Source organism: Vibrio ostreicida (assembly GCF_013074385.2).
Classification (GTDB): domain Bacteria; phylum Pseudomonadota; class Gammaproteobacteria; order Enterobacterales; family Vibrionaceae; genus Vibrio; species Vibrio ostreicida.
Map to the genome: position 1 here is coordinate 20469 of NZ_JABEYA020000010.1, position 25579 is coordinate 46047.

Sequence of the window (25579 nt, forward strand, 5' to 3'; positions counted from 1 at the left end):
CCGAAATCAATATTATGAACACACAACGTCACCACCCTGTACAGGGCGCAAGCTGGATGCTTACCGCTGGCTTAGCGTTTGCTTTGGTCAACAGCTTAGCTCAGGTCGCCAGTATTCAATTTGGTCTTTCGTCAACCACAGTTGCCTTGATTCAATACGCTATCGCCTTGGTTGTGATACTCCCTTACCTGAAAACCTTAGGTATTGGTCAGTCTTTGCGAACGGCCCATTTGGGCCTGCATGTCTTTCGCGTTTTTCTTTCGGTGATTGGCATTCAACTGTGGTTGTGGGCACTCGCTTACCCTGTCCCTATCTGGCAGGGTATCGCGCTCCTGATGACTTCTCCCCTGTTTGCCACCGTTGGCTCGGGCTTATTTCTCAAAGAAAAAGTCGGACCCGCTCGATGGGGGGCAACCCTTTCTGGTTTTATCGGCGCGATGATAATCCTCGAACCTTGGGCTGAAGATTTTGGCTGGGCAACATTACTGCCAGTTGGTGCCGCATTTTTTTGGGCCTGCTACTCCCTAATGGTTAAAAAGCTCTCATCTGATGACTCACCCTCGACCATGGTAGTGTATTTGCTGATCCTTATTACCCCATTCAATCTGTTACTTGCTCTCCCTGAATGGCAAATGCCCTCTGGTGGGACAATCTGGCTGGTATTGCTCGGTGCAGGCGCCCTGACAGCACTCGCCCAATGGGCTATTGTAAAAGCATACGCGGTCGCGGATGCTTCTTTTGTTCAACCGTTCGATCATGCCAAGCTGCCACTCAATGTCTTGGCTGGCTGGATGGTATTTGGTTGGGTTCCACCAGGCCGCCTTTGGGTTGGGGCAGCGATCATCATCGCGTCGATTGCTTTTATTACTCAATGGGAATCAAAAAAAGCCCGATAACTGAAATTATTCTGAGGACATACCGTTCTATTAGAGTAAGCAGCGAATTGATGGGGAAATAGTAGAATGGCAGATCCGATTAAAGTAACACTCTATCGTTGGGGCGGAAGTTGGGGACCCTTTAGCGTCAAGATACCCTGTGGGGAGTGTACCTTGACCAAAGACATTCTGACCGACACGTTTGATAACGAACTGGCCGAAGTGCCCGTAGAGCTGGAAGTGAAAGATTGGCTATCTCACTGGTGGGAACCCTTAAAGGTCGGCGCTTGGCACGCACCCATCCTTATGGTTGAAGGTAAAGTCATCAGTCAGGGCGAGGCGCTCAACCGAGGCGTACTGGTCCAGTCAATCATCCAAGAATGGACTCAGAGGGATACGCTCAAAGGCAACATTGTCTATGGCAAAGCAACGTGCCCTTATTGTGTCAAAGCCAAAAAATGGCTCGATGACACAGGCATTGATTATCAATATTATGATGTGGTCAAAGACAGCGCAGCGTTGTACAGAATGATTCCAGAGGTCAAAGCCATGATTGGAGAAAAAACACCGGTAACTGTTCCCCAAATTTGGTTAGATGGCGAGTACATTGGTGGCGCCGATAATCTTGCCGACTGGCTAACAAAAAAAGGGCAAAGCCCAGTCCCTGACAATGTCGTGAATATGGACAATAGCCAAACATCAGTGGGATAGATATGGCCTGAGACGCAGCCCGACATCCCCCTATTTAAACGGCCCCTGAACGCCTTGTGTTCAGGGGCTTTACATTGCCTAACTCCGCTTGGGTTGCTTGAATGTCTTGCCCGCCACCTGATAGGTTTCCTTGCGTTTTACACCAAACATTGCATCAAAGAACCAAGCAACAAAACGAATCACATCATCGCCTTCATTCATGATGTGCTCAACATACTCTTGTTCTTCACCCTGTTCATTTTCTTCAAAGGTGACATGATAGACTCGTTTCTCACCTTCAACGTCAGCCATTGCGAACTGTCCAACCAAAGACAGCGCGGCTTGCGCCACCTCGTCATCATCATGGTTTTTTAAAATATCAAGCGCCGTTGGTAAGTTGGGTTGCTCACACAGCACTTTAACAAGCTGTTCAAACTGTTGGTGTTCCATCGGTGACCTCTCAGCCAAATTTTCGATTATTTCGCTGCATTGTATCAGCCGATTACTGGCTTTCAAGCAAACTCTGTTAGCGGGTTTTTTCTCAACCGAGACATGCACAATACCAAAGCCATGATACTGGCTAATACAATATACAAGATACCCAGCCCCCATTGGCTATCTATCCAGTGTTCAACCAAATAGCCACCCAGTACACCCGCGATACCCATTTGGATTGAACCCGATAAAGCAGAGACCGAACCAGCCTGTGTCTTATGTGGTCCGAGTAACAAGCTAAGAGATAGAGGAAAAGACAAACCTTGCGCGATAGTCATGCCCGTGAAAGCCACAACAAGGTTAAACAGCGACAACGGGTTCGACACGAGCCACACGCCCGAAACCCACATGACTATAATCGACAACCCTAAGATTTTGCCCGTTGTCAGATAGCGATTCAGCACATTCAGTAGCAAGGTGCCTATCAATAAACCAGCCGAGGGCATCACCATCACGGCGCCATACTGGGCAACACTCAACCCCAATTGATGCTGTAAAATGAACGGCATCACCGACAGCGACACCACACAAGCAAGATAAGTAATCCAGTTGTAACTGGCACTACTTAGCACTTGTGAGTTGGTGATTAACTTGGCGTAATTATTAATAACTGCAGCGATACTGTTGTCCGAACGGATAATGTTGACGGTTTCCGGAAGCACGAAGTAACCCAAAGTAAAAATAGCGGCCAAGTAAATCAGTACAAACGTCAACACCGCTTGCCAACCAAGATAAAAAGCGACCCAACCACCAAAAATGGGCGCAATCACTGGCATAATTGACGCCGTGACCGACAAGTAAGACAGCGCTTTCGTCAACTCCGCTCCGTCATAACTGTCGCGTAAGACACTGCGTCCCAATACCGAGGCGCTCCCTGCCCCTAAGCCTTGTAACAATCGCCCAAAGACTAATAACCACAGGTTGTCGGAAAACAAAAGGCATATCAGGGTACCAAACAAGTAGATCCCCTGCCCCAAAAGAAACACTGGTCGCCGACCTATCGCGTCAGACAAAGGACCATAAACCAACTGTGATGCGCCAAAGCCAACCAAGAATAGGGTGACAAAAATTTGCACATCTGCGGGCTGGACATTCAAAGACGCACTGATCATTGGCAACGAGGGGAGATAGATGCTAACACCAACCTGCCCTGTTGCTATAATCATCATCGCCAGCAATATTGGTGTCTTTTTCATCACAGTGCACATCTTGTTGATTTATTATGCAACCAATCTTAAATTATATTCCTGTAAATGATAATATGTTCAATTGGAAAGTAATTAGTTCTTATTGGGAAATAATCAGGCCGATTATGGATTGGATTCAAACTGTACAAAGCTATATTCGTGTCGTTGATGAGGGCAGTTTTAACGGCGCCGCTCGCAAAATGAACACCACCAGCTCAGCCATCAGCAAACGGATCCACTGGCTTGAAGAACGGATTGGCGTCCAGCTTTTAAAGCGGACAACGCGCAGAGTCACTCAGACTGAAGCAGGCGCGCTTTTTTATCAAAGAGCAAAAGTTCAATTAGATGGTTGGCAGTCCCTCGTCGATGAAACTCGCTCAGTCAACCAAACACCCGCAGGTCTACTTAAAATTGGTGCCACCATCACGGTGGGCTCTAAATTTTTAGTTCAATATCTGGACGAGTTTTTGCAGATGTACCCTGATATTCGGATTCAGTTAATCACCACCATACCGGGTCAGCTTCCGGAGCTGAGTCTGGATTTGTTCATCAGTAGAGAAATTGAACAACTCAACTCCCTGAGTTTTAAAGCCACAGCGCTGTTCGAGCATAAAGCGGGCTTTTACGCTTCCCCACACTATCTAGCCAAATACGGCGAGCCACAGACAATCGCGGAGCTCACCCAACACAACGCATTGATTTGGGGCGAACGGCCACAAAGAGAAATTATTCTTAGCAATGGTAAAAGAATCGTCCTCTCAGGCAAACTGGCTACGACCAATCCAGAAGCGCTTTATTACGCGGCCAAAAATGCCATGGGCATACTGATTTCCAATGATGTGATGATTAAAGATGAACTTAAAGCTGGCAAACTGAAGAGAATACTACCGCAAATTACCGCCGATGAAGCCACCGTTTACGCCTATTACCCAAAACTGGATTACCAGCACACCCGCACCCAGTTATTCTTAGATTATCTCAAACAGCGTCTCGCGAAAGAGCAATCGACGTCGACGACTCGCCACGAAAAAGATAACGATAGGATTTGAACTATTATGAGATCTGTACCATATTTTTAAAGTAATAATAACAACAAACAAGTGATTTAAATCGCGAGTGACTAGGTTGATCGAATGGCTAAGATCAAAACAGCGACGTCATCTATTGATATAGATGTTGTCAATGCAACACTTCAGTTGGATGGTGCAGAGCTGCTTAATAAAGTAACTCTGGTCTTGCACGAGCAATTCAAAAGTTTTTGCACTTGTATCATTGAAATCGACAAGTTTAACTTCAATGCGCAAACGTTGTCTTACGCCTGCAACAACGGTCTAAAAGAACCGGTCTCCTACTCTCTACGCGGCACCCCGTGCGCCCATGTCAGTAAATCCGAGCTAGACTTCGTCATCTATGATGATGTTGCCGCCGAGTTTCCGGACGATATCTATATTCGAGAACATCAACTGAAAGCCTATCTTGGTATACCACTGAGGACCCGTTCTGGCGACATACTGGGTGTATTACTCTCCACCTTCCAATCTCCGCTCGAAGAAACGCAAGATCTGGTGTACTACCATTCATTTTTTGCCAATTTAGTCGTCCACAGCCTGAGAGAAAAGTGGTTATCAGCACGTTCAGACAGTCTGGTGAAGCAACTGAGCTATGAAGTCTCTCACGATAATCTGACCGGATTACTTGACCGAAGCATGTTGTCAAGCACTCTAGAAAGCTTACCGAACGCTGACTCCGGCGCGTGCTCACTTGCCTATGTAGACATTGACAACTTTAAGTCTATCAATGGCCTCTACGGCAATTACATCGGTGATCAAGTGATTAAGTTTGTCGCTCAAGTCATTGAAACTTCGATTCAAAACACAAGGTATGCCTTCAGAATTGCAGGAGATGAATTTGCTTTTGTCACTTATCATGGGGACCCACTCGAAGTATGCTGCACAATTCTGAATAAATTGGAGAGTGGCTATCGAGACCCGAACCACAATATTAACGTCAGTGTCAGCATTGGCATTGCGCGGAAGAATCACCTGCAAGTGACCGCCGATCAGCTCATATTTAACGCCAGCTTAGCGCTCAAAGAATGTAAACAGTCACGCACGTCAAAAGTCCAGTGCTATGATACGCATCTCAGTGCCCAGTATTATCGAAGAACCATGGTGATTGATGCATTGCGTAATGAATTGGACACAAATAACCACAAACCAAGTGAAATCTATGTGTTAGCCCAGCCGATTGTCCGCAAGGGGCAAAGCAATTGGAAGTACTTCGAGATTCTGGCCCGCTGGCAGAGCAGTGTACTTGGCATGGTATCCCCCCTTGAATTTATTGAAGCGGCAGAACAGTCAGGTTTGATCGTTGAACTGGGAGAGCGCATCGTTGAGTTAGCCTGTCAGGCCAAACAAGAACTAGAGCAGGGCCTTGGCTATAAAACCAAACTCGGGATCAATTGCTCAGCTTATGAGCTTAATAATACACAAAAGTACTTGGGGAATTTAATCTCCAACCTCAATAAATACGGTTTTTCGCCCAATGAATTTACCATAGAACTCACTGAAACCGTGTTGCTTTCACAAACAAACGATATCAGTTCAGTATTAAACCAATTGAGAACAATGGGCTTCACCATCGCTTTGGACGATTTTGGTACAGGGTACTCCAGCCTCAATTATATTCACAGCTACCCTATTGATTGCATTAAAATTGACGCGACGTTTGTCCGCAATATTTTAAGCAACAAAACGTCTGAGCGAGTGGTTTGGCTCATTATCCAACTCGCTCAGTATCTCAATGTCGACCTAGTTGCAGAAGGGGTTGAAAGTCAGGACACGTTAAGTCAGTTGCATCACATGGGATGTGATCAGATTCAAGGGTATTTTTACTCCAGACCAGAAAGACCGAACACCATTATCGAAGCTCAGCGTGGTATAGACACACCTCAAAAGCATCTGAACGTATTAAGATAACGGCGTCATCCGATCTCACCCGCCCTTAGAACGGCAGCTCTAGCTGCATCATCACATTTCTTTCCGCGTCATCGTGCCATCGATAGTCCAACCTCAGCCGAGGTTCCCCTGATTTTTTATCACCAAACCCAAGACTCAATTGCAAGCCATGGCTCATCAGCCATTCATCGGTATCATTGAGACTCACCTTATCTTCAAGTTCAGAAGGAATCCAAATGCCCAAACCAATGTAATTAGAAGCGAGGTTCTGGGAGAGAATAGGGCTGGTTTCTGTTTGCAAAAACCAATCTGACCAATAGGCTGTATAGTCAGCCTCAACGTCATCTATGAACCAAGTATTCACATCATCTAGCTTGTCAGATGTGTACTTTATTCCATCCAACCAAGAAATGCATAGGCCCATTTGAGAAGAAAACATGACAGAATCAGACGATTGAGAGTCATCATAGAGGGGGCATGCATTCGAGGTGAACGAAAAAAGCCCTACGACAATTGGCAAAATACTTGTTTTCATCCACATCTCAAATGACTCTATCTAGGTTACTCAGTAATAGTTTTTTTCGGCAAGAAGACGACAAACTTTAGGTGTGACCAATCCACTAACTTCTTTTTTATCATTAATAGCTCGACGAATGTCTGTACTTCGAATCGCTAACTTTTGCGGGCATGTTAACAAAGCCCAACGGCTAACTATTTGCTCTGCCTTATAAAAGTTAGCAAACTTAAACAAATTGTCAGGCCCAATAACGAAAGTAATCTCGTCTTCTGGGTATAGACGCTGTAACTCAGTCAAAACTGAGAAAGTAGTCACACTTTCACCCGGTTGATATAATCTTTCTTCAATGTCACTGCGACCAATACGCTCACAACCCAGATCGTCGATAAAAGCATCAACCAGTTGACAACGAATCGAGTAATCGAGCATATCTTTGCCCCACGCATGAGCAATATTTGGGATTAATAGTATTCGGTCAAAATGCCCTAAAGCGTCAATCACACTTTTATGTCCTAGGCTTGGTGGATTAAATGCACTACCAAAGACAGCTATTTTTTTCATTTTTTCCCCCAGTGACTGCGATTTCGTTGTTCGCAGTTTTCTAATCTACGGTTTGAGGTATGATATTAACATTAATTCTCTAATATCATTGCTTGCAGGAAGGAAACATCATGGAACAGCTAATCCGCGACGAGATGCGCGTTTTACCCTCAATCGACCCTCAATTTGAAATTTCACGTCGTGTTGAGTTTATAAAAAGCAAGTTGCAAGACGCGAAATGCAAAGCGCTCGTTCTTGGCATCAGTGGTGGCGTTGACTCGACGACTTGCGGCCGTCTAGCACAAATCGCGATTGACGAGTTGAACGCTGATCAATGTGGTGATTACCAATTTATTGCTGTGCGCCTTCCCTATGGAGAGCAAAAAGACGAAGATGACGCACAAGTTGCTCTTAATTTTATTAAACCCACTCACTCTGTGTCCGTCAACATTAAAATGGGGGTCGATGGCCTCCACACCTCAGCGCATCTTGCCCTCAATGACACTGGCCTCTTACCTGAAGACGCGTCGAAACAAGATTTCATCAAAGGCAATGTCAAAGCCCGTGCCCGCATGGTTGCTCAATACGAAATTGCTGGATACGTCGGCGGCTTGGTCCTTGGTACCGATCATTCAGCAGAAAACATTACCGGCTTTTACACTAAATTTGGTGATGGCGCATGTGATCTAGCACCATTGTTTGGATTGAGTAAACGACAAGTTCGCGAGCTGGCTTCTTTCCTTGGAGCTCCGGATCTTTTGGTTAAGAAAACCCCCACCGCCGATTTGGAAGAACTCGCTCCACAAAAAGCCGACGAAGACGCCCTTGACCTGACTTACGACCAAATTGATGATTTTCTTGAGGGTAAGGACGTCTCTGAGAAAGTGTCAGAGCAGCTGATCTCTATTTATAAGGCAACGCAGCATAAACGCCAAGCGATACCAACCATCTACGATTGATCACAACCAAAAAACAACATAGCGACGAAAAGTGGGCATCACACCCTTTCTTCAAGCGCTATGTTGTTGTTCGCCCATAATAAGGCTTGAAGTCGGTTCTTGGCATTGATCTTTTTAAAAATATTGTGCAAATGCGTCTTAACGGTATTCTCGCTGACTGCTAATTCTTCCGCGATTTGTAGATTCGAAACGCCATGGCCCAACAACAGCATAATTTCTTTTTCACGCTTGGTTAAGTTCGTGTACGCTTGTGACGTCTCAACATTATTGGCACAGCGAAAGTGCTCAATATAGTCCTGAGCGACCTTTCTCGATAGCCACATTTCATCTTGAATGATTTTTTCCATGCCTTTGAGTAGCAATTCGATTTCATCGTCAACATAGAAAACACCCACAAGGTTGCGCCATTTAAAGAGCTGAGTCGAAGGGACATCTTTTGGGCAGTTGATGACAATTTCTTTCATACTGCCACCGTCAGTCAGTCGAGCCAGATTGTAATACTCAAATTTTTCATCCGTAAGATAATGATAATCAAATAAGATAATGTCGCCCAAAGTACAGAGGATACTCTGTTCCTCAACCAGTTGTTCTAAACCGACGACAATCACGTTGCGCTCAATACCTTGACCTAATGCACGCTGGAGCAAGCTAGCTTGCATACTGACGTCAGAGAGAAGGATAACTCCAAGGTTTTGTTTGTCTTCCATCATCCATCTCTCCCAAATAATTTATCGTGTCTCCTAAAACTATGTCTGCGTCGTCATTAGTCAACTGCAACAATTTGAGAAAGACGCGGGCGATGTTGCTTTGAGTTGAGTACTCATACACTTAGCCCGAGGTCTTATTTTTGAGAATATCGCTATTTAACTATGAGGTGGTAATACAGACGGATTATGACGCCGGCAGGCAAACAGGAATAGACAACCCATGATGAGGCCTAATTCGAAACCACCACCACTACTGCCCGAACTGGTTGCAGAAGACGTGGATCCATCATTGCTAATCAGCACGCGGGCACCATTGGACACCGTCACGTAGTGTTTTGGGGTTTCCAACCCATTGATCACATTGTTGATCCAGCCAGTGTAGTCGTAAACATCTGTAAACACTGATGTTACCGTATACGCCGTGCTACCACATACATCAGGACCAAAGCTGGTAATGCCTATCTGCACATATTGAACACCGTTATACCAATACACTGGCCCACCAGAATCTCCGTTACAGGTTGAATTCTGATAGCTTCCCGATTGAGGACCTCCGAAGCAAAGTTGCTTGTCGGTCAGCTTGCTGCCAAATTCCGATTGACAGCTATTCGTCGATATATAGTCAAGCGATGTCTCTAGCAGCCGACTTCCCCCTGCGACGTTACCTTCAATATAACCGTGGCCTATGGCTTTGTAATCAGCAGGGTTAACAAAAGAGTTGTTGATTGTGGTATTAAGCAATGACGAATAATCCGATACGGCAAGCGCCGTTTCCAACTTGATGATGGCGATATCATTAGGCCAACGCTCAGAACTGGAATTCACATAATCATCAGGATAATAGAATTCTAAGGCTCGGGCTTGTTGTGTCGACAAAAAATTGGCCTCATCCTCTAGCTGAGGGACAACAACGGTGTAGAGCATAGTGTTAGTGGCACCATAAATACAGTGTGCTGCCGTGAGCACATACTGGCTGTTGATCATGGTTGCACCGCAGTAACTAGAAGTTTGGTAGACATTGCCATTACGATAAAATAGACTCGCGAAAGAAGGGTAATTGACAATGTTAGCGTTACTGCCATTGACAATATAAGGGGAAATCTCCAAACAAGCCGCTTTGAAACAAACCAGCAGGAGTGTCATACACCAAACAAGTCTCGCCATTCCATCGCCTCTTTTTTCCTACCCTATCTTTTAGTGTAGGAAAGAAAGTGTTGAGGTTCTAACTGGTTAATTGCCTGTTGAACAACATTCCAACGTAAAACAACAGTGAAATAAACCCTACCCCGCCAGCACCACTGGTGTTTGAATCCAAAACATCGCCGCCATCTGGTGTTTTTCCCGTATTGACATCCGGTTTACTCGGAACATTTGAACCATTCAAGTAAGCCCTTCGTGCCGATTCGGTCACCAAGACTCTTGGCGTCTGATGACCATGTAACACAGAGGTCACCCAAGCTTGATGTTCAAGAACGTCCGTAAAGACCGAATTGGCTTTCACCTTTGGATCGCCACAGCCAACGTTACTAAGACTAGGCCCTGGGCCAAAACTGGTGATACCCACCTGCTTATACTGACCTCCGGTATACCAATATAAAGGCCCACCCGAGTCGCCGTTGCACGTCGACTGATCTAACCCATTCGCCGCAGGTTTCGGCCAACCCATACATAAGTTACCACTTGAATTTCTTTTGTATTCTTGGCTGCAAGTCGCCGCGCTAACATATTCTAGCTGGGTCGACGCTAAGTAGGGGTCGTTATCAATCCCTGCTGCAGTATTTCCGTGCCCAACCGCATAAAAGACCTCTGCTGTATTACGATAGCTGGCCGCATCGCCTTTCGCAGGCAATTGCACATAATCAGCGGCGCTCACGGTTTTCATCGGCGTCACCAATTTTAAAATAGCAATATCGTTCATTACGTTGGCATGAACATAATTATTGGGGTAGTAGATCTCACTAACTTGGGCACGTTCCAACGTGTTAAATGGGAAGTCAGACTCAAGCTGTAACTTGGGAACCGCCACCGTGAATAATTGCACCCCTATGTCATTATTCACACAGTGTGCCGCCGTCAACACATGTTGGCTATCAAGTAGAGTTCCACCACAATAACTCCCAACAGAATAAAGCCCATCATAGTCAATACGGTCAATAAACAAACTCACTATTGAAGGGAAAGTGGTCACATTAGCGTACTGACCATTGACGATATAAGGGTGAACTTCCACAGCCTGAACGGACAGTGGGGAGAGCATGATTAATATACGCGTGACACATTTCAACATTGAGGTTAGGGCTCCCATAAACAAACGGTGCTGCATAGAACAGTGCCCCTACCAAGCTCACGGTCTTACTTTTCCGCAGTGCGGTAAAATAAAGAGGTCGGATAACGACTTTGTGCTTCTATGTTTAAGTTTGTTTAAATATCACCCTTTATTCATTCAGCTCCGTAATAAATAATCGTTAATTATCATAACTCGAGGAACATAAGTAGGATCGAAATGGATGGTCACCTGAGGTGGATGGGAAGTGCTAGAGAGCTGTCATCAGCGCCTTTACTCTCTCCCTACAACAGGGGGAGGAATAAGAACAATCATTGAGAGTAAAGACTATCGGGGAACATCGAGCGCGCCATGAGTCAACGCGCTCGAGTTTAGAGAACGATTAGGCCACGTTACGCCCCCTTCTCAAAAAGCCGCTCATGATAAGGAACAGCGAGACCACCCCGAACGAACCTCCACCAGACGAACCACTATTAGAAGAGGTCGTCACAGAAACCTCACCATTCAGGTAAGCCGTTCTAGCGGATTCCGTCGCCTGAACTTTGGGTGTTTCCGAACCAGCAACAACCGATTCAATCCAAGATTTATGGTCGAGGACTTCGGTAAACACTGAGTTTGCAATAACCTTGGGATCGCCACAACCAACGGAACTAAGCTGTTCACCAGGACCAAAGCTGGTGATCCCAACCTGCTTGTATTGACCACCATTGTACCAATACAAAGGGCCGCCCGAATCCCCCTGACATACAGCATTATCTAGATTATTTGTTCCTACCGTTGACGAACCCATACATAAGTTATCGTTTGGGTTTCTTTTGTACTCTTGACCGCAAATCGCCGCACTAACATATTCTAGCTGAGTTGACGCTAAGTAGGATTGATTATCAAAGTCTGGCTGAGTATCTCCGTGTCCAACGGCATAAAAGGCCTCAGCCGTATTACGATAACGGGCCGAATCCCCAGTATCAGGCAATTGTACATAATCAGCTGAGCTGACGGTTGGAATCTTCTTAGTCAGTTTTAGAATCGCAATATCATCTATCAACTGATCCTCGTCGTAAGAGCTTTTATAATAGATTTCACTGACCATTACGCCTTCCGCCGTGTATGGGAAAGACGATTCAAATTGTAACTTAGGCACCACCGCAGTAAATAACTGATTCTCGATGTCGTCAACACAATGCGCAGCAGTAAGAACATGCTGTTGATCCAATAACGTTCCGCCACAGTAGCTACCAGCACTATAGGTATTATTGTACTTACGCATGTCAATAAACAAGCTCACAAAGGAAGGATAAGTGGTGACGCTGGTATAAGAACCATTGACGATAAACGGGGAAATCTCAGCCGATTGACTAAGGGAGGAATAGCCGCAGAACAACAACGAAAGCGGTAAAACCTTGACCAACATTTTCATTTTGTAAACCTAGAAAAATAAAGTGAATAATAGTTATTTATAATTTCCACCCTAGATATCAGGCACAAGAATAAGAGCAAATTCTCAATAGTCAATAAGAGAGCTTGATCACGATCTTGATTGTTAAGATGTGATCTTTCTTAAGATATGAGTAACAAAAGGGCAATCTAATTCGCAGACGCCAGAGTTTGAACTGTTCCGCTCTCTACAATGAATCGACGTCTGCGCTACGGAGAGTAATACTGCAACGCCAAGGACCTTAATACCGTATCGAGGAGAACCGTATCGAAGAAAAGGGGCCGCTAAGGCCCCTGAACGATAATTCTATCCGCGATAATAGCGCTGTGGCACGAATGGCATTTTTTCAACACTCATTGGCAGTTTTTTTCCACGAACATCGGCAAATACTTGTGTCCCTAATCCCGCCAACTCTGTCTGAACATAGGCCATAGAAACCGGTTTGCCCGCATTGGGGCCAGCGGTACCACTCGTCACCTGACCAATTCTGTTACCATCGCCATCAAACAATTCGGTGCCTTCACGCACAGGCGCTTTCGTTTGACCGACAAGACCAACACGTTTGCGGGACACCTGTTTGGTTTCAATTTGCTTGAGAATGATATCAGAGCCGGGAAACCCTCCTTCTCGCTCACCACCTAAACGGCGGATTTTTTGAATCCCCCATAACAAGCTCGCTTCAACAGGCGTCGTCGTCGCATCAAGATCATGGCCGTACAGACACAAACCACACTCTAAACGCAGGGAATCCCTTGCCCCCAGACCAATCAACTCGACACTGTCTTCTGCACTCAGTGCCGACGCCAGTTCTTCAGCGTGACTATTCGGCACCGAAATTTCGTAACCATCTTCACCCGTGTACCCACTGCGGCTAACAATACACTCAACACCTAAGATATTAAGCTTTCTGACATCCATAAACACCATATTAGCGACGTCACTATTAAAACGAGTCAGCACGTTGACTGCTTGAGGCCCTTGTAGCGCAAGCAAGGCACGGTCTTCTATAATTTCAAGCTCAACGTCCGCGGGACAATGCGCTTCGAGGTGCTTGATATCTTGCGCCTTGCACGCCGCATTGACCACAACAAATAAATGATCACCCAAATTGGCAACCATTAGGTCGTCCATAATACCGCCTTCCTCGTTGGTGAAAAAAGCATAACGTTGATTGCCCTGAGGTAAATCAATAATATCGACAGGCACCAATGACTCAAGAAACGCCGCAGCGCCTTGCCCATGCAGGCGAAGTTGCCCCATATGAGACACATCAAAGAGACCGGCAGCTTCACGAGTATGCAAGTGCTCTTTCTTCACACCCAGTTGATACTGAACAGGCATTTCATAACCAGCAAAAGGGACCATTTTAGCGCCTGCAGCAATATGGAGTTGGTGCAGAGGTGTTTTCAATAGATCTTGACTCATCGTTGTCTCCGTTTAATCAGGTCTGTTTTCCATTCAGGAAACCTTGTTTCCAATAATAAACACGAGTCGCCCTGCTTTGCATCATTAACAAACAATAAAGCGCAAAAAATGTGACAGTTAACATCATATTCACATTAAAATTCAACACGCTTCGCTCTATTTTGATGACAAAATACTCAATGTTAAATGTCAATTCCACCAAAACACAGCAAGGGAAACGATTGCCTTCACTATAGGAAACTTAACCCAAGTCGATTTATTTTGCCGTTACCCATAATATTTCAGCATCTTCGGCACTCGTTGACGTCAACATATGTCCCATGTTGGCATCATAGTAAACACTGTCGCCCAGACGCAGTTCCACTGGCTCGTAAAACTCAGAAAAAAACAGCACTGATCCGGAAAGAACCAATAGAAACTCCTCGCCATCGTGACGGACCCAATCCGCGTAGGCTTCAAAGGTTCGAGCACGGACCCGAGTTTTAAACGGCATCATTTTCTTATTGGAAAGTTGAGTCGCCAACAGCTCATGTTCGTAGGTCGGTGTCGGGTGGGGTTTACCCTGTCCTTGTAGCGTAATGTCACGACGCCCAGTTGCTACTTTTTTTCTCGGTGGCTCAAAGAGTTGTGGCATATCTATTTGTAAGCCAAGTGCCAGTTTTTGCATCGCCTGAAACGTCGGCGATATCTGTTCGTTCTCGATCTTACTTAGGGTTGAACGGGCCAGACCAGTTCGCTGGCTAGCTTCTTCAAGTGTAATGCCCAATTTTGCTCGAACATCCTTAATTCTCTGACCTAATCTTAGAGGCTCAATCGTCTGATCATGCGCCTCTTTGGCTAACGTTAACGATGGGTACTCATCATAGATATCTTCGGCCATGTTTTCCTCTAAAGTAATGGTCACGTCTTAGTCTATTTTATTGTGCACTAAGCCGTTTAGAGAGGAAAGATAGAAGACCGAAATAAACCGTGCTTCGGCTAACACTTTCAGAAACCTTGTTTCCAATAGGAAATTTTTGATTGATCATTTGCCCAACAACCGCTATGTTACCAACTTGTTAGTTATAGAGATGCGATTTCCGACACGAATGTGCCGTAATGGCGTCACTCGGTTCGGGCGGCTTCCCGCGATTGTAGAATCAGTCTGGGGCACAGAATCCACCCTGTCTTTCGTTTATAAAGGCAGTAAATAGAAAAGAACTGACGAGGATAACAACTCTACTCATCATCTCGTCAGCACGAATGTAAGGTCATCTATCATGAATAACACTTACCAAAATCACAGCCTAGAGAACTTTTTCTCTACGAGTCTTACTGCGACAGACGACGCCGTATTCGCCGGTATTCAAGCGGAAAACACACGTCAAAACGAACAAATTGAATTAATCGCGTCTGAGAACATTGTCTCAAAGGCGGTGATGCAAGCTCAAGGCACCTGCCTGACCAACAAATATGCAGAAGGCTATCCGGGCCGTCGCTACTATGGCGGTTGTGAACATGTAGATACCGTAGAAGCGATTGCGATTGAGCGAGCGAAGCAGTTGTTCAAATGTGAGTTTGCCAACGTTCAACCTCACTCTGGGGCTCAAGCGAACGGTGCCGTCAAGCTCGCACTGTTGCAACCTGGTGACACCATTCTTGGCATGTCATTGGACGCCGGTGGCCACTTGACCCACGGCGCCCGCCCTGCACTTTCTGGCAAATGGTTTAACGCCATACAGTACGGTGTTGATCGCGATACTCTTGAAATCAATTACGACGATGTACGAGCGCTGGCTAAAGAACATCAACCAAAAATGATCATAGCAGGCGGCAGCGCGATCCCTCGTACTATCGATTTCGCGAAATTCCGAGAAATCGCAGACGAAGTCAATGCTATTTTGATGGTCGATATGGCGCACATCGCAGGGTTGATTGCAACAGGCGCTCACCCTAGCCCACTGCCACATGCACACGTCGTTACCACCACGACGCACAAAACATTGCGCGGACCTCGCGGCGGAATGATCCTCACCAACCACGAAGACATCAACAAGAAAATCAACTCGGCCGTCTTTCCAGGATTGCAAGGTGGCCCCTTAATGCATGTCATTGCGGCAAAAGCAGTCGCATTTGGCGAAGCGTTGGGACCTGAATTTCACACCTATATTAATTCCGTGATTGATAACGCTAAGGTCCTTGCTGAGGTATTGCAGACACGCGGCTGTGACATAGTCACCGGGGGAACTGACACACATCTTATGCTAGTTGACCTGCGTCCCAAAGGCCTGAAAGGCAACACCACCGAAGAAGCACTAGAACGTGCCGGAATCACATGTAACAAAAATGGCATTCCATTTGATTCAGAGAAGCCTATGATTACATCGGGCATCCGTTTAGGGACGCCTGCGGGGACAAGCCGCGGCTTTGGCACTGAAGAATTCAAACTCATTGGTAATTGGATTGGCGATGTACTGGATGGGTTGGTCGATAACCCAGAAGGTAATGCAGAAGTAGAACTGCGCGTTCGAAAAGAAGTGAAGGCACTATGCACGCGCTTCCCACTTTACCGATAAACAATATTTACAGTTATTTTTTGGAGATTAAGCAATGGACAACACACTGAAGTTTGCAGATAGCCACGAGTGGGTACGAGACAACGGTGACGGCACAGTAACCATAGGTATTTCAAAGCACGCACAAGAAATGCTGGGTGACGTTGTATTCGTTGACCTACCCGAAGTTGAAGCGGACATCGAAGCCGGTGACAGCTTTTCACTGGTTGAGTCAGTTAAAGCGGCATCCGATATTTATGCCCCAATCAGCGGTGAAATAGTTGAAATCAACGAAGAGCTGGAAGACAGTCCAGAGCTTATCAACGAAGAACCCTATGAGGGTGGCTGGATTGTAAAAGTTAAGATGTCAGACGCATCGGAGCTCAACAACCTGAAAGATGCCGAAGAGTACCTGAACTCGATTGAAGACGAGTAATAAGACAAGCCTTTAAAGCTGCCCCCGCCTCAGGAGGCAGCTTTTTTTTAAGATTCGAACGTATAATTAATACTATCAGCAATGATATCCGATACTCGAATGATGGAGTAGGTAAAGAACAATGACTGAATTACTTCAAAGCCTCAGCACAAATAATGAGTTCGTTGCACGCCACAACGGTCCCAATAAATCAGACCAACAAACCATGTTGGAGGCGATCAACGCCGTCAACCTAGATGCACTTATCGACGAGACCGTTCCCGCGCAAATTCGCCTTGAAAAGCCGATGTCACTCAGCGATGCCAAAAGTGAAGCTGACATGCTGGTTGCAATGAAAGAGTTTGCTAATCAAAACCAAGTTAAACGTTCCTTTATTGGCCAGGGTTACTACGATACTTTCACGCCCAATGTGATTCTGCGTAACGTGTTAGAGAATCCTGGCTGGTATACCGCCTACACGCCTTATCAGCCAGAAATTTCACAAGGTCGCCTTGAAGCCTTACTGAACTTCCAACAAATGGTTATGGACCTGACGGCCATGGATATTGCCAACGCTTCTCTATTGGATGAAGCGACCGCCGCAGGCGAGGCGATGACATTATGTAAACGCGCAGGTAAGAGCAAAAGCAACGTATTCTTCGTGGCTGACGACGTGCACCCACAAACACTCGAAGTGGTTAAAACTCGGGCAAAATACATCGGTTTTGATGTTCAGGTAGGCGCGTTAGAATCACTACCAGAACAAGACGTATTTGGAGCCCTTGTTCAATACCCTGGCACAACAGGTGAAGTTCGAGATCTGACCGATATCATCGCAAAGGCACAGGCAAACAAAACACTCGTCACAATCGCAACGGATCTTCTTGCATCTGCTCTACTTAAACCCGCTGGCGAAATGGGCGCAGATGTGGTCATCGGTAGTGCTCAGCGCTTCGGTGTGCCAATGGGTTACGGTGGTCCACACGCTGCATTCATGGCCACTCGTGATAAGCACAAGCGTACGATGCCTGGTCGAGTTATCGGGGTGTCTATTGATACCAACGGCAACCAAGCACTGCGCATGGCAATGCAGACTCGTGAACAGCACATCCGCCGCGAGAAAGCGACCTCAAACATCTGTACCGCTCAGGCTCTGCTGGCCAACATGGCTTCCTTCTATGCGGTTTACCACGGCGCAGAAGGTCTACGTACGATTGCTCGTCGTACCCACCATATGACGGCGATTATCGCCGCTGGGCTGACAAAAACGGGCTTCGAGCTCGCTCACAATAGCTTTTTTGATACCATTACCATTAAATCAGGTGCTCAAACCCAAGCACTTTTTGAAAAAGCGCAAGCCGCTGACCTCAACCTGCGCAAGCTCAATGATCAACTGGGTATCAGTTGCGATGAGACCACAACAACGGCAGATATCAACGCGTTATTTGCCGTATTTGGTGTAAACCAAGAAGTCGCTGCCCTTTCTTCAGAAATCGAAGGCAATGAATTTGCCGCCATTCCTGAGGCACTTCGCCGTACATCACACTATCTTACGCACCCAGTATTCAACACGCACCACAGTGAAACACAGATGATGCGTTACCTGAAACAGCTTGAGAACAAAGACTTCTCGCTAACTCACGGTATGATACCGCTCGGAAGTTGTACGATGAAACTGAATGCAGCCGCTGAAATGATTCCAGTAACTTGGCCCGAATTTGGTTCAATCCACCCATTTGCGCCAATGGAACAAGCGGCAGGCTACTCAGCCCTAGCGAAAGATCTTAAAGAAAAGTTATGTGAAATTACTGGCTACGACGATTTCTCACTACAACCTAACTCAGGTGCATCAGGTGAGTACGCAGGTCTTATTGCCATTCAGCGCTACCACAATAGCCGTGGCGAAGGCCACCGTAATGTCTGCCTAATTCCAAGCTCAGCTCACGGCACCAATCCGGCAACCGCTTCAATGGTGTCGTTGAAAGTGGTGGTGGTGACATGTGATGAAGATGGCAACATCGACATGGCCGATCTTGCAGCAAAAATCGAAAAACATGCTGAGCACTTATCAAGTATCATGATCACTTACCCTTCAACACACGGCGTGTACGAAGAGCAAGTCAAAGACGTCTGTGAAATGGTTCACGCGGCTGGCGGTCAGGTGTACCTAGATGGCGCAAACATGAACGCGCAAGTGGGTCTCACCTCACCAGGTTTTATTGGCTCTGATGTGTCCCACTTAAATTTGCACAAAACCTTTTGTATCCCGCACGGCGGTGGCGGCCCAGGTATGGGGCCTATCGGCGTAAAATCTCATCTAGCACCTTTTCTGCCAGGTCATATCGAGAATGGTGTTGAGGGCAGTGATCATGCCGTTTCTGCGGCAGATTTGGGCAGTGCGTCTATTTTGCCGATTTCATGGGCTTACATTGCCATGATGGGTGAAATTGGCCTGACCGATGCGACTAAAGTTGCCATTCTGAATGCTAACTATGTGATGGAACGTCTTCGCCCTCACTACCCTATTCTTTACCGTGGCTCCAATGGCCGCGTAGCGCACGAATGTATTATCGATATTCGTCCGCTTAAAGAAGAAACAGGCATCAGCGAAGAAGATATCGCGAAACGTCTGATGGACTACGGTTTCCATGCCCCAACGATGTCGTTCCCAGTGGCGGGTACACTCATGGTTGAACCTACGGAATCTGAAGACCTAGAAGAAATTGATCGCTTCTGTGAGGCGATGATTGCAATCCGTGAAGAGATGACGAAGGTGAAAAGGGGTGAGTGGCCATTAGAGAACAACCCTCTAGTTAACGCACCACATACACAAGTGGACCTAGCAAAAGACGAGTGGGATCGCCCTTATTCTCGCGAATTAGGCTGCTTCCCATCACCAGCCACGAAGTCTTGGAAGTACTGGCCAACGGTAAACCGTGTCGACAATGTATACGGCGACCGTAACCTGATCTGTTCGTGCCCAAGCATCGACAACTACGAAGATTAAATGGTGTGTTGATCACCGATAACCAAGTTAGAAACTGACTTGAATAACAAAGGCGAACCGTTTGGTTCGCCTTTGTTGTTCTGGGCAATGATCGTTAACAAGCTGAAAAAAAGCGTTTTTCTAAACTTGAGGGACTTCCTCTGAAGCCTCGTGTCCAGAGGCAACGACGCATGGCAGATCTTTCAAGTGAGTCAGTTTTCAACTTCAATATGATCTTCAGCGTTATGGGTAACAAACACATTACTCGCCATTTCAGTTCTCCGTTTATCCATACAGATAATATAAAACCGAGCAGACAAGCACTGGGTTGTAGTTGAACATTAGAAGGCACAAATTTGCACTTGATTTCATCATAACAACCTCGGCGTCTGTCCTTAGATACCGAGAGACCACTTTATACACAGTGAAACGCGTGGGCGACTTCGGCGTCACTCTGAGCTGATCGTGTTTGATTAAATCGTTGGATAAGCTTACACAGTGTCAGTGACTCATAAACCGCATTGGTCGTTTCTTCAAAACAGGCGTCTGTTTGCAAGACGTTCGGGTAATACCTGTGATTGATGGTATTGTCTCCCAGCCATATAGATAACGTCGGGCTCAGCGCCAGATTGGCATTGTCGGCTAAATTCAGAAGGGTTGGCGTACTAAATAGCGCCGCACTCATGGCCTGTTTTTGATCTTGAGTGAGCTGCCATGATAGGTTCATCATAAACGGGGCCTCGATATGGCTAGACTGTTCCATGTTTTGTTTTTGACCGAGAGGTTTCAAAGGGCTATCAATCATTTTTAGCAAGTCGTTTGTAATCGAAGATTCACCTCTGCTCGCCAATTGATGTTCACACCACAAACCCTCTTGTCCAGAGACCACCTCACTGAAGTCATCAGGAAAAATAGCCAGTATGTTGCCATGGTCAAGTAATCCCTTGACCGTCAAGACACACAAATTTTCCGTGTCTTCAGTTAACTTAATCAACCGTTTACCCAAGGTACGCTTAACCAGGCTAACAAAATTCTGTTTTTGTCGCAGTGACACATTATGGGCCCCACCGGTGTCTCGGCGATCCCAATCAATAAAGTGACTGAATTTCACAATCAGTAATTCCTGAGAATGATTGGGATCAGAATAAAATGCGTTTATCTGCGCAAACGCGTCCGATAGCGCCACTCCTACCGCGCCCTGAAAACCTGCGCCAAATGCGTTGGCAAACTCACTGCCCTCTTCGATATCAGTATAATGAGCGGTATAAAACGCCGCGTTCCACCATGCTGGCCGCAGATCCAATTGCCGTACGCCTTGCATCAATTGCATTTGAATATCAAAAATTTGTGTTTTGGTGGCCGCTACCGTCCCGTACCGAGTACTATCGATTTGTTGGTAGGTCCCAGAATCATGAGATCCGGGTATACAGATATCACATAAACGCTGGTTCGCGAGCAAGGGCATATTCGCCCCCATCCACCCAGCAGTCTGTAGGCATTGGTACTCTTCAATCACCCACATTTCTGATGGCCCTGGCACACCAGTATGCCGTTGAGATGCGCGATGGGTCATGTATTCGCCACTAAGCACATTCCTCAGATAATAGGTATTAATGGTGTCGTCGACCTTGTCTAAGGACCATTTTTGACCGGATGACGTCACTTCCTTAGCCATGGATGTGATATGGTTTTGATAGAACTCATAATTGGACTGATTCTGGATCGCAAACGTGCCATCAGAAAATCGTATAAACTTCATCAAACAATGGGGTATTTGGGGTGTTTTTTCCATTTGCGTGGCAAGCTCACTTCGGTATTCCGCAGTCTCATCGTTTTTGAGAAAACCATAGAATGAATCACCCAGTTTCTGTCCCAGATCATCACGCGATTCAACAATCCAGTATTCAGATTCGCTTGGCATACCTGAATGCAATTGGGATGCTTTTTGGGTCATGTATTGGTTGTTGCCAAGATTCCTAATGGTGTAGATATGGGTTTGGCCCGGAATCGGCAGGATGTCCCATAATTGGTCATCACCATCGACAAAATCAACCATTCGACTAATATGGCTTTGATAGAATTGCCCCGTGTCGACACTTTGGATAGCATAAATATGGCCCCCCTGAGGAAGCAACCGAAAAAGGCACTTAGGGGACGCATAGCCGGATTCGAATTTGGTGGCACGATGGCAACGAAATTGGTTATTTTTTACGTTCTCTAACGAACAAAATACGGGCATGGTCATGGGATTCCCCTTTTTGGCATTGATTTAGGCGAAGAGTGAGTCAACAACGCAAAATCATCATAGTGTCACCTTCTAAACATAGAGATACCGCGCCCACACTTCAGTATCATGTTGGTATCATCTACCCATAGATCCATCAGGTTCGAGGCCAAAGATTGGAGACAAATACAAAAGGTTCAACAATAAAAGGCAATGAATTCAATGATAACGTGGAAACAGCCTCTGATCGGCTACGAGTGGTTAGTGCATCAGATTTGGTATCTCCAAGTCAGCGATGAGGAACCAACGACCTTAAGACCAAACCTCATCCCCAATCCCAGAGCCCATATCGTCTTTACCCCACCGGATCAGCCGTACCACTACACCCGTTCAAGTCAGTTGTTTGCCGGTAAAGGAAGCCACTTGCTGACCGCAAGTGAGTACCTACTCAATCTCAATGATCACCCTCCGCTGCAACGAATCGGGATCACCCTAAGACCAGAGGGGCTCTATTTATTCAATACCAAAGCTGCAACACAAATCAATCAATGCTTCTGGGCGGGTTGGATCAACGAACAATTTCCCGCACACTTCCACGCCAGTTTATGGCAGTGTGCGAATAAGAACGAGGTAGCCCGTTACCTAGAAACGTACTTTAAAAGCATCAACTTCAATTTGAATCAAGACAAGGCATTTAAACTGACGCAAACCGCCAATATCCACTTAGACAAGGATAGCCAATCATTAACCATCCCTGAGATCGCTAATCTATGTGCTTGTTCACGCCGAACATTAGAACGCAGTTTTAGGCAAGTAACTGGGCTGAGCCTGAAAAAGTATCAAATGTTGCTCAAACTTGAGCGAATGGTGCTCGCCTTGTACGGCGAAGAAGGGAACGTTGATTGGGCCGCCTTTTCTCAGCAATTTGGTTTTACCGATCAGTCACACTTAATTCGAGCGCTTAAACAACAGCTAATGCGCACACCCTCTCGCTACCTCAAAAACCGAGACCTTACTATTGATATCTATGGTGATTTTGAGTGACAGATTGACGCAAAAGTCCAATTATTATGTCGGCCAACCCCATTAAGATATCTTCCCAAAATACGAGGTATCCAATGTTATATTCAACGTTAAAGCAAGGTAAACCGTTTCCATTTCACAATAAATTGGCCATTCAGTTGATTCAGCAATCCGATCTCGGTGACATTATCGCGATGTTAGATGATGAGAGAGTCAATCGGTATCTGTTTTTTGCACCCGCTGACGAACGTTTCTACCGTCAATATTTTCATTCCATCTTAGAAAATACAGCGGCTTCGATCGCCAACGGTTCATGGCCAGACAATCCAACGTTTATTATTCGTGATCAGCACGGGCGCTATATGGGGATGACGGCCGTCACTCAAGTTCCCCTGCTATCAGGTAACCATGAGGTAGGGTATCAGCTCCCCGCCCATGCTTGGGGCCTAGGAATAGCAACTCAAGCTTGCCAAATGATGACAAATATCGCCTTCACTGAATTGGGTAGCCACAAAATCAGTGCCGATTGCTTTGCATCGAATACCGGCTCGTACAAAACACTCGAAAAATGTGGCTATGTATTGGAAGGTCGGCAACACCAATACTATCAATCCAACAACGGATTTGATGACAAGCTCTACTACGGGTTAACTGTCAAACAATACCTGACTCATCTTCGTTCTTCATAAGTACACAAACGCCTAGGCACTCGTTCCTCACATCGTGGTGCCTCCCTTTCCCATAGCTCGACTGTTGTGACTGGTGATTAAAACGACAAATAGGACAAACTTGATTCCCTTAACGGACGAATTTTTACTCAAAAAACACTAAGTCATTGTTATGTTAGATTTTTACATTTAAGTGCAATCAGATTCAGTCTATGTTTTTAAACAGATATCGTTAACATTGCAATCCGTCAATTTAAGGGTTCAGAGGAAAATATGTACCAAGAACTGAGTCAGTTACTCGATAAAATCGGTTTTACCTACAACAAGCATGAGCTAAAAATTTGTACGACTCGCGCGCAAAAAATTAAAGCCATCAAAATGATGCTTATGAAAGCAAAAGAGCTCAATTTTGACGTTTCATCCAACCTGAATAAAAGTGTTTTGGCCGGTATCGCAAGCCAACAAGATATTACCGACCTGCAAGCCATCGACTTATTCAGCGAGTACGTCGCCAGTAATGAGGCGATGAAACAACAGATCCGCGAGTCTCTTTTTCTCGCGGTCTTGAGAAAGAGTGAAGAGTTCGACATGACGATGACGCTCAATGGAGAAGGGCAGACGCGTGTTTTCTGAACACGGGATCCGAGAAAGAGTCCAAGAGGCGGTTCGATGTGCTGAGTTACTCAAACTTGACGCATCGACCCCACATATCAGAACCTACATGATAGCTTGCATTGCTGACCGCTATATCCACATTAACAATATTGGTGAGATCCTAAGCCGTGCCCTTTTCAACCCGCCCAAACTCAGAGTAGAGACATTAGAACACCGTGAACTTCACCGACTCATCAATACTTCTCTTGCTCAGGCAATGATGAACGTGGGTCTCAATTAAATATTCTATTCTTTCCGAGCATGGTGAACGCTCAGCTTTCTCGAGGGAAAAGCAGTTGATACCAACTTGATACTGAACACTATCGACTTCTTTCGTACGTTTTAGACGTTATCAATAACACTAATCAACGTTGGAGAGAGAAATGAACACGACCGATAAAACACCCAGTGAGATCTTCGCAGCCCATTTCAACATAGGTAATGGACTCGTTGGAGGTCAGAGATTCGATGTGAACTTGCTCATTTGCCAAAGGGATAAGTCCATTGTCGGCAAAGGCCATTTATTTCAATCTGTGAATCCACCTCTCAATGTGTTCACGGATTTAAATGGTACATTTAACTATCAATGTACCATGTCTTCATGCCACATTATGATGAATCTTCAGGGCTATCAACCTTATCCTGGCATCCCGCCCGTAGGAACTGATCTGCATAACGTAACGCTGCGTATTTTACTGGATGAAGACTGGAAAACAGGCGTTGCTTTTTACAGCTATAAAAATGAGTCTGGCGAATGGATTGAAGCCGAAAATCAACCAGTCACTTTGGCAAACAGCGCGCCAATAAAATCCATCGAACAGTTTGAGTTTGCCCCTCAAGAGCTCACGAAAGCCTAGCCAAAATGACGGTAGTCAGCAGCCAGTGACCCTATGTGGGTGACTGGTTTTTTCATCTCGATTTTTTTCCCAAGCAGTAAAACTTTTGTGTTTCTCGGCCCTCTCTTCTACTTTTTAATGACCCACTGTTTTTACCAATGAGACTGT

At 45.9% G+C, this 25579-nt stretch carries 24 protein-coding genes; 13 read left to right on the forward strand and 11 right to left on the reverse strand.

All coding sequences use genetic code 11. The annotated features are described in order from the left end of the window. Positions 1 to 14 precede the first annotated feature (14 nt). Together HLM86_RS13915 and HLM86_RS13920 are read left to right on the forward strand one after the other, a co-directional pair. Positions 15 to 896 (forward strand): DMT family transporter, encoded by an 882-nt coding sequence (locus tag HLM86_RS13915; protein WP_076589772.1) that lies wholly within the window; start codon positions 15 to 17, stop codon positions 894 to 896. 66 nt (positions 897 to 962) lie between these two features. Next, entirely contained in the window at positions 963 to 1586 is a 624-nt protein-coding gene (locus tag HLM86_RS13920) for a glutaredoxin domain-containing protein (RefSeq protein WP_076589717.1), read from the forward strand. A 78-nt stretch (positions 1587 to 1664) separates the two neighbouring features. On the opposite strand, the gene HLM86_RS13925 is transcribed toward HLM86_RS13920, so the two are convergent. Beyond that, entirely contained in the window at positions 1665 to 2015 is a 351-nt protein-coding gene (locus HLM86_RS13925) for a hypothetical protein (protein WP_076589718.1), read from the reverse strand. 62 nt (positions 2016 to 2077) lie between these two features. Beyond that, a complete protein-coding gene (locus HLM86_RS13930) occupies positions 2078 to 3256 on the reverse strand; it encodes a multidrug effflux MFS transporter (RefSeq protein WP_076589719.1) in 1179 nt (392 codons plus the stop codon). Between the two features lie 116 nt (positions 3257 to 3372). Between HLM86_RS13930 and HLM86_RS13935 the strand changes: the two genes are divergently transcribed. Both HLM86_RS13935 and HLM86_RS13940 read left to right on the forward strand, forming a co-directional pair. Continuing rightward, entirely contained in the window at positions 3373 to 4296 is a 924-nt protein-coding gene (locus HLM86_RS13935; RefSeq protein WP_170883506.1) for a LysR family transcriptional regulator, read from the forward strand. A gap of 84 nt (positions 4297 to 4380) precedes the next feature. Then, entirely contained in the window at positions 4381 to 6225 is a 1845-nt protein-coding gene (locus HLM86_RS13940; RefSeq protein ID WP_170883507.1) for a putative bifunctional diguanylate cyclase/phosphodiesterase, read from the forward strand. A gap of 25 nt (positions 6226 to 6250) precedes the next feature. Here HLM86_RS13940 and HLM86_RS13945 read toward each other — a convergent pair whose 3' ends face one another. Both HLM86_RS13945 and HLM86_RS13950 read right to left on the reverse strand, forming a co-directional pair. Continuing rightward, positions 6251 to 6739 (reverse strand): hypothetical protein, encoded by a 489-nt coding sequence (locus HLM86_RS13945; protein WP_170883508.1) that lies wholly within the window; start codon positions 6737 to 6739, stop codon positions 6251 to 6253. A gap of 30 nt (positions 6740 to 6769) precedes the next feature. Then, positions 6770 to 7282: a nicotinate-nicotinamide nucleotide adenylyltransferase gene (locus tag HLM86_RS13950; protein ID WP_170883509.1), complete on the reverse strand. Its 513-nt coding sequence runs from the start codon at positions 7280 to 7282 to the stop codon at positions 6770 to 6772. A gap of 110 nt (positions 7283 to 7392) precedes the next feature. Here HLM86_RS13950 and nadE point away from each other — a divergent pair, with 110 nt between their 5' ends. Next, entirely contained in the window at positions 7393 to 8220 is an 828-nt protein-coding gene (gene nadE, locus HLM86_RS13955; protein WP_076589723.1) for an NAD(+) synthase, read from the forward strand. Positions 8221 to 8258: 38 nt separating this feature from the next. On the opposite strand, the gene HLM86_RS13960 is transcribed toward nadE, so the two are convergent. From HLM86_RS13960 to HLM86_RS13985, 6 genes are all read right to left on the reverse strand, one after another. Then, positions 8259 to 8927: a LuxR C-terminal-related transcriptional regulator gene (locus tag HLM86_RS13960; RefSeq protein WP_076589774.1), complete on the reverse strand. Its 669-nt coding sequence runs from the start codon at positions 8925 to 8927 to the stop codon at positions 8259 to 8261. Between the two features lie 156 nt (positions 8928 to 9083). Then, a complete protein-coding gene (locus HLM86_RS13965; RefSeq protein ID WP_170883510.1) occupies positions 9084 to 10091 on the reverse strand; it encodes a S1 family peptidase in 1008 nt (335 codons plus the stop codon). Positions 10092 to 10149: 58 nt separating this feature from the next. Then, positions 10150 to 11250: a S1 family peptidase gene (locus HLM86_RS13970; protein ID WP_245798230.1), complete on the reverse strand. Its 1101-nt coding sequence runs from the start codon at positions 11248 to 11250 to the stop codon at positions 10150 to 10152. A gap of 343 nt (positions 11251 to 11593) precedes the next feature. After that, a complete protein-coding gene (locus HLM86_RS13975) occupies positions 11594 to 12628 on the reverse strand; it encodes a S1 family peptidase (RefSeq protein ID WP_170883511.1) in 1035 nt (344 codons plus the stop codon). Between the two features lie 324 nt (positions 12629 to 12952). Beyond that, the gene (gene gcvT, locus HLM86_RS13980) at positions 12953 to 14071 is read right to left on the reverse strand and encodes a glycine cleavage system aminomethyltransferase GcvT (RefSeq protein ID WP_170883512.1); all 1119 of its coding nucleotides are present in this window, start codon (positions 14069 to 14071) and stop codon (positions 12953 to 12955) included. Between the two features lie 256 nt (positions 14072 to 14327). Further along, complete coding sequence (locus HLM86_RS13985; RefSeq protein WP_076589728.1) at positions 14328 to 14951, reverse strand: helix-turn-helix domain-containing protein; 624 nt, start codon at positions 14949 to 14951, stop codon at positions 14328 to 14330. 379 nt (positions 14952 to 15330) lie between these two features. On the opposite strand from HLM86_RS13985, the gene HLM86_RS13990 reads away from it, so the two are divergent. From HLM86_RS13990 to gcvP, 3 genes are all read left to right on the forward strand, one after another. Further along, the gene (locus HLM86_RS13990) at positions 15331 to 16626 is read left to right on the forward strand and encodes a serine hydroxymethyltransferase (RefSeq protein WP_076589729.1); all 1296 of its coding nucleotides are present in this window, start codon (positions 15331 to 15333) and stop codon (positions 16624 to 16626) included. 34 nt (positions 16627 to 16660) lie between these two features. Beyond that, positions 16661 to 17041 carry a glycine cleavage system protein GcvH gene (gene gcvH, locus HLM86_RS13995; RefSeq protein ID WP_076589730.1) on the forward strand — a complete coding sequence of 127 codons (381 nt, stop codon included), beginning with the start codon at positions 16661 to 16663 and terminating at the stop codon, positions 17039 to 17041. 121 nt (positions 17042 to 17162) lie between these two features. Then, complete coding sequence (gene gcvP, locus HLM86_RS14000) at positions 17163 to 20027, forward strand: aminomethyl-transferring glycine dehydrogenase (RefSeq protein WP_076589731.1); 2865 nt, start codon at positions 17163 to 17165, stop codon at positions 20025 to 20027. Between the two features lie 394 nt (positions 20028 to 20421). On the opposite strand, the gene HLM86_RS14005 is transcribed toward gcvP, so the two are convergent. Then, complete coding sequence (locus tag HLM86_RS14005) at positions 20422 to 22251, reverse strand: PI-PLC domain-containing protein (protein WP_170883513.1); 1830 nt, start codon at positions 22249 to 22251, stop codon at positions 20422 to 20424. Positions 22252 to 22452: 201 nt separating this feature from the next. On the opposite strand from HLM86_RS14005, the gene HLM86_RS14010 reads away from it, so the two are divergent. The 5 genes from HLM86_RS14010 to HLM86_RS14030 all read left to right on the forward strand — a co-directional run bounded on the left by HLM86_RS14010 (position 22453) and on the right by HLM86_RS14030 (position 25432). Continuing rightward, complete coding sequence (locus HLM86_RS14010; protein WP_170883514.1) at positions 22453 to 23274, forward strand: helix-turn-helix domain-containing protein; 822 nt, start codon at positions 22453 to 22455, stop codon at positions 23272 to 23274. Positions 23275 to 23348: 74 nt separating this feature from the next. Further along, entirely contained in the window at positions 23349 to 23942 is a 594-nt protein-coding gene (locus HLM86_RS14015) for a GNAT family N-acetyltransferase (RefSeq protein WP_076589734.1), read from the forward strand. A gap of 252 nt (positions 23943 to 24194) precedes the next feature. Beyond that, complete coding sequence (locus tag HLM86_RS14020; RefSeq protein WP_076589735.1) at positions 24195 to 24554, forward strand: hypothetical protein; 360 nt, start codon at positions 24195 to 24197, stop codon at positions 24552 to 24554. Next, complete coding sequence (locus HLM86_RS14025; protein ID WP_143678267.1) at positions 24544 to 24816, forward strand: hypothetical protein; 273 nt, start codon at positions 24544 to 24546, stop codon at positions 24814 to 24816. Before HLM86_RS14020 ends, HLM86_RS14025 begins: the two co-directional genes overlap by 11 nt. Before the next feature lie 142 nt (positions 24817 to 24958). Then, positions 24959 to 25432 (forward strand): DUF1842 domain-containing protein, encoded by a 474-nt coding sequence (locus tag HLM86_RS14030; RefSeq protein WP_170883515.1) that lies wholly within the window; start codon positions 24959 to 24961, stop codon positions 25430 to 25432. Positions 25433 to 25579: the final 147 nt, after the last annotated feature.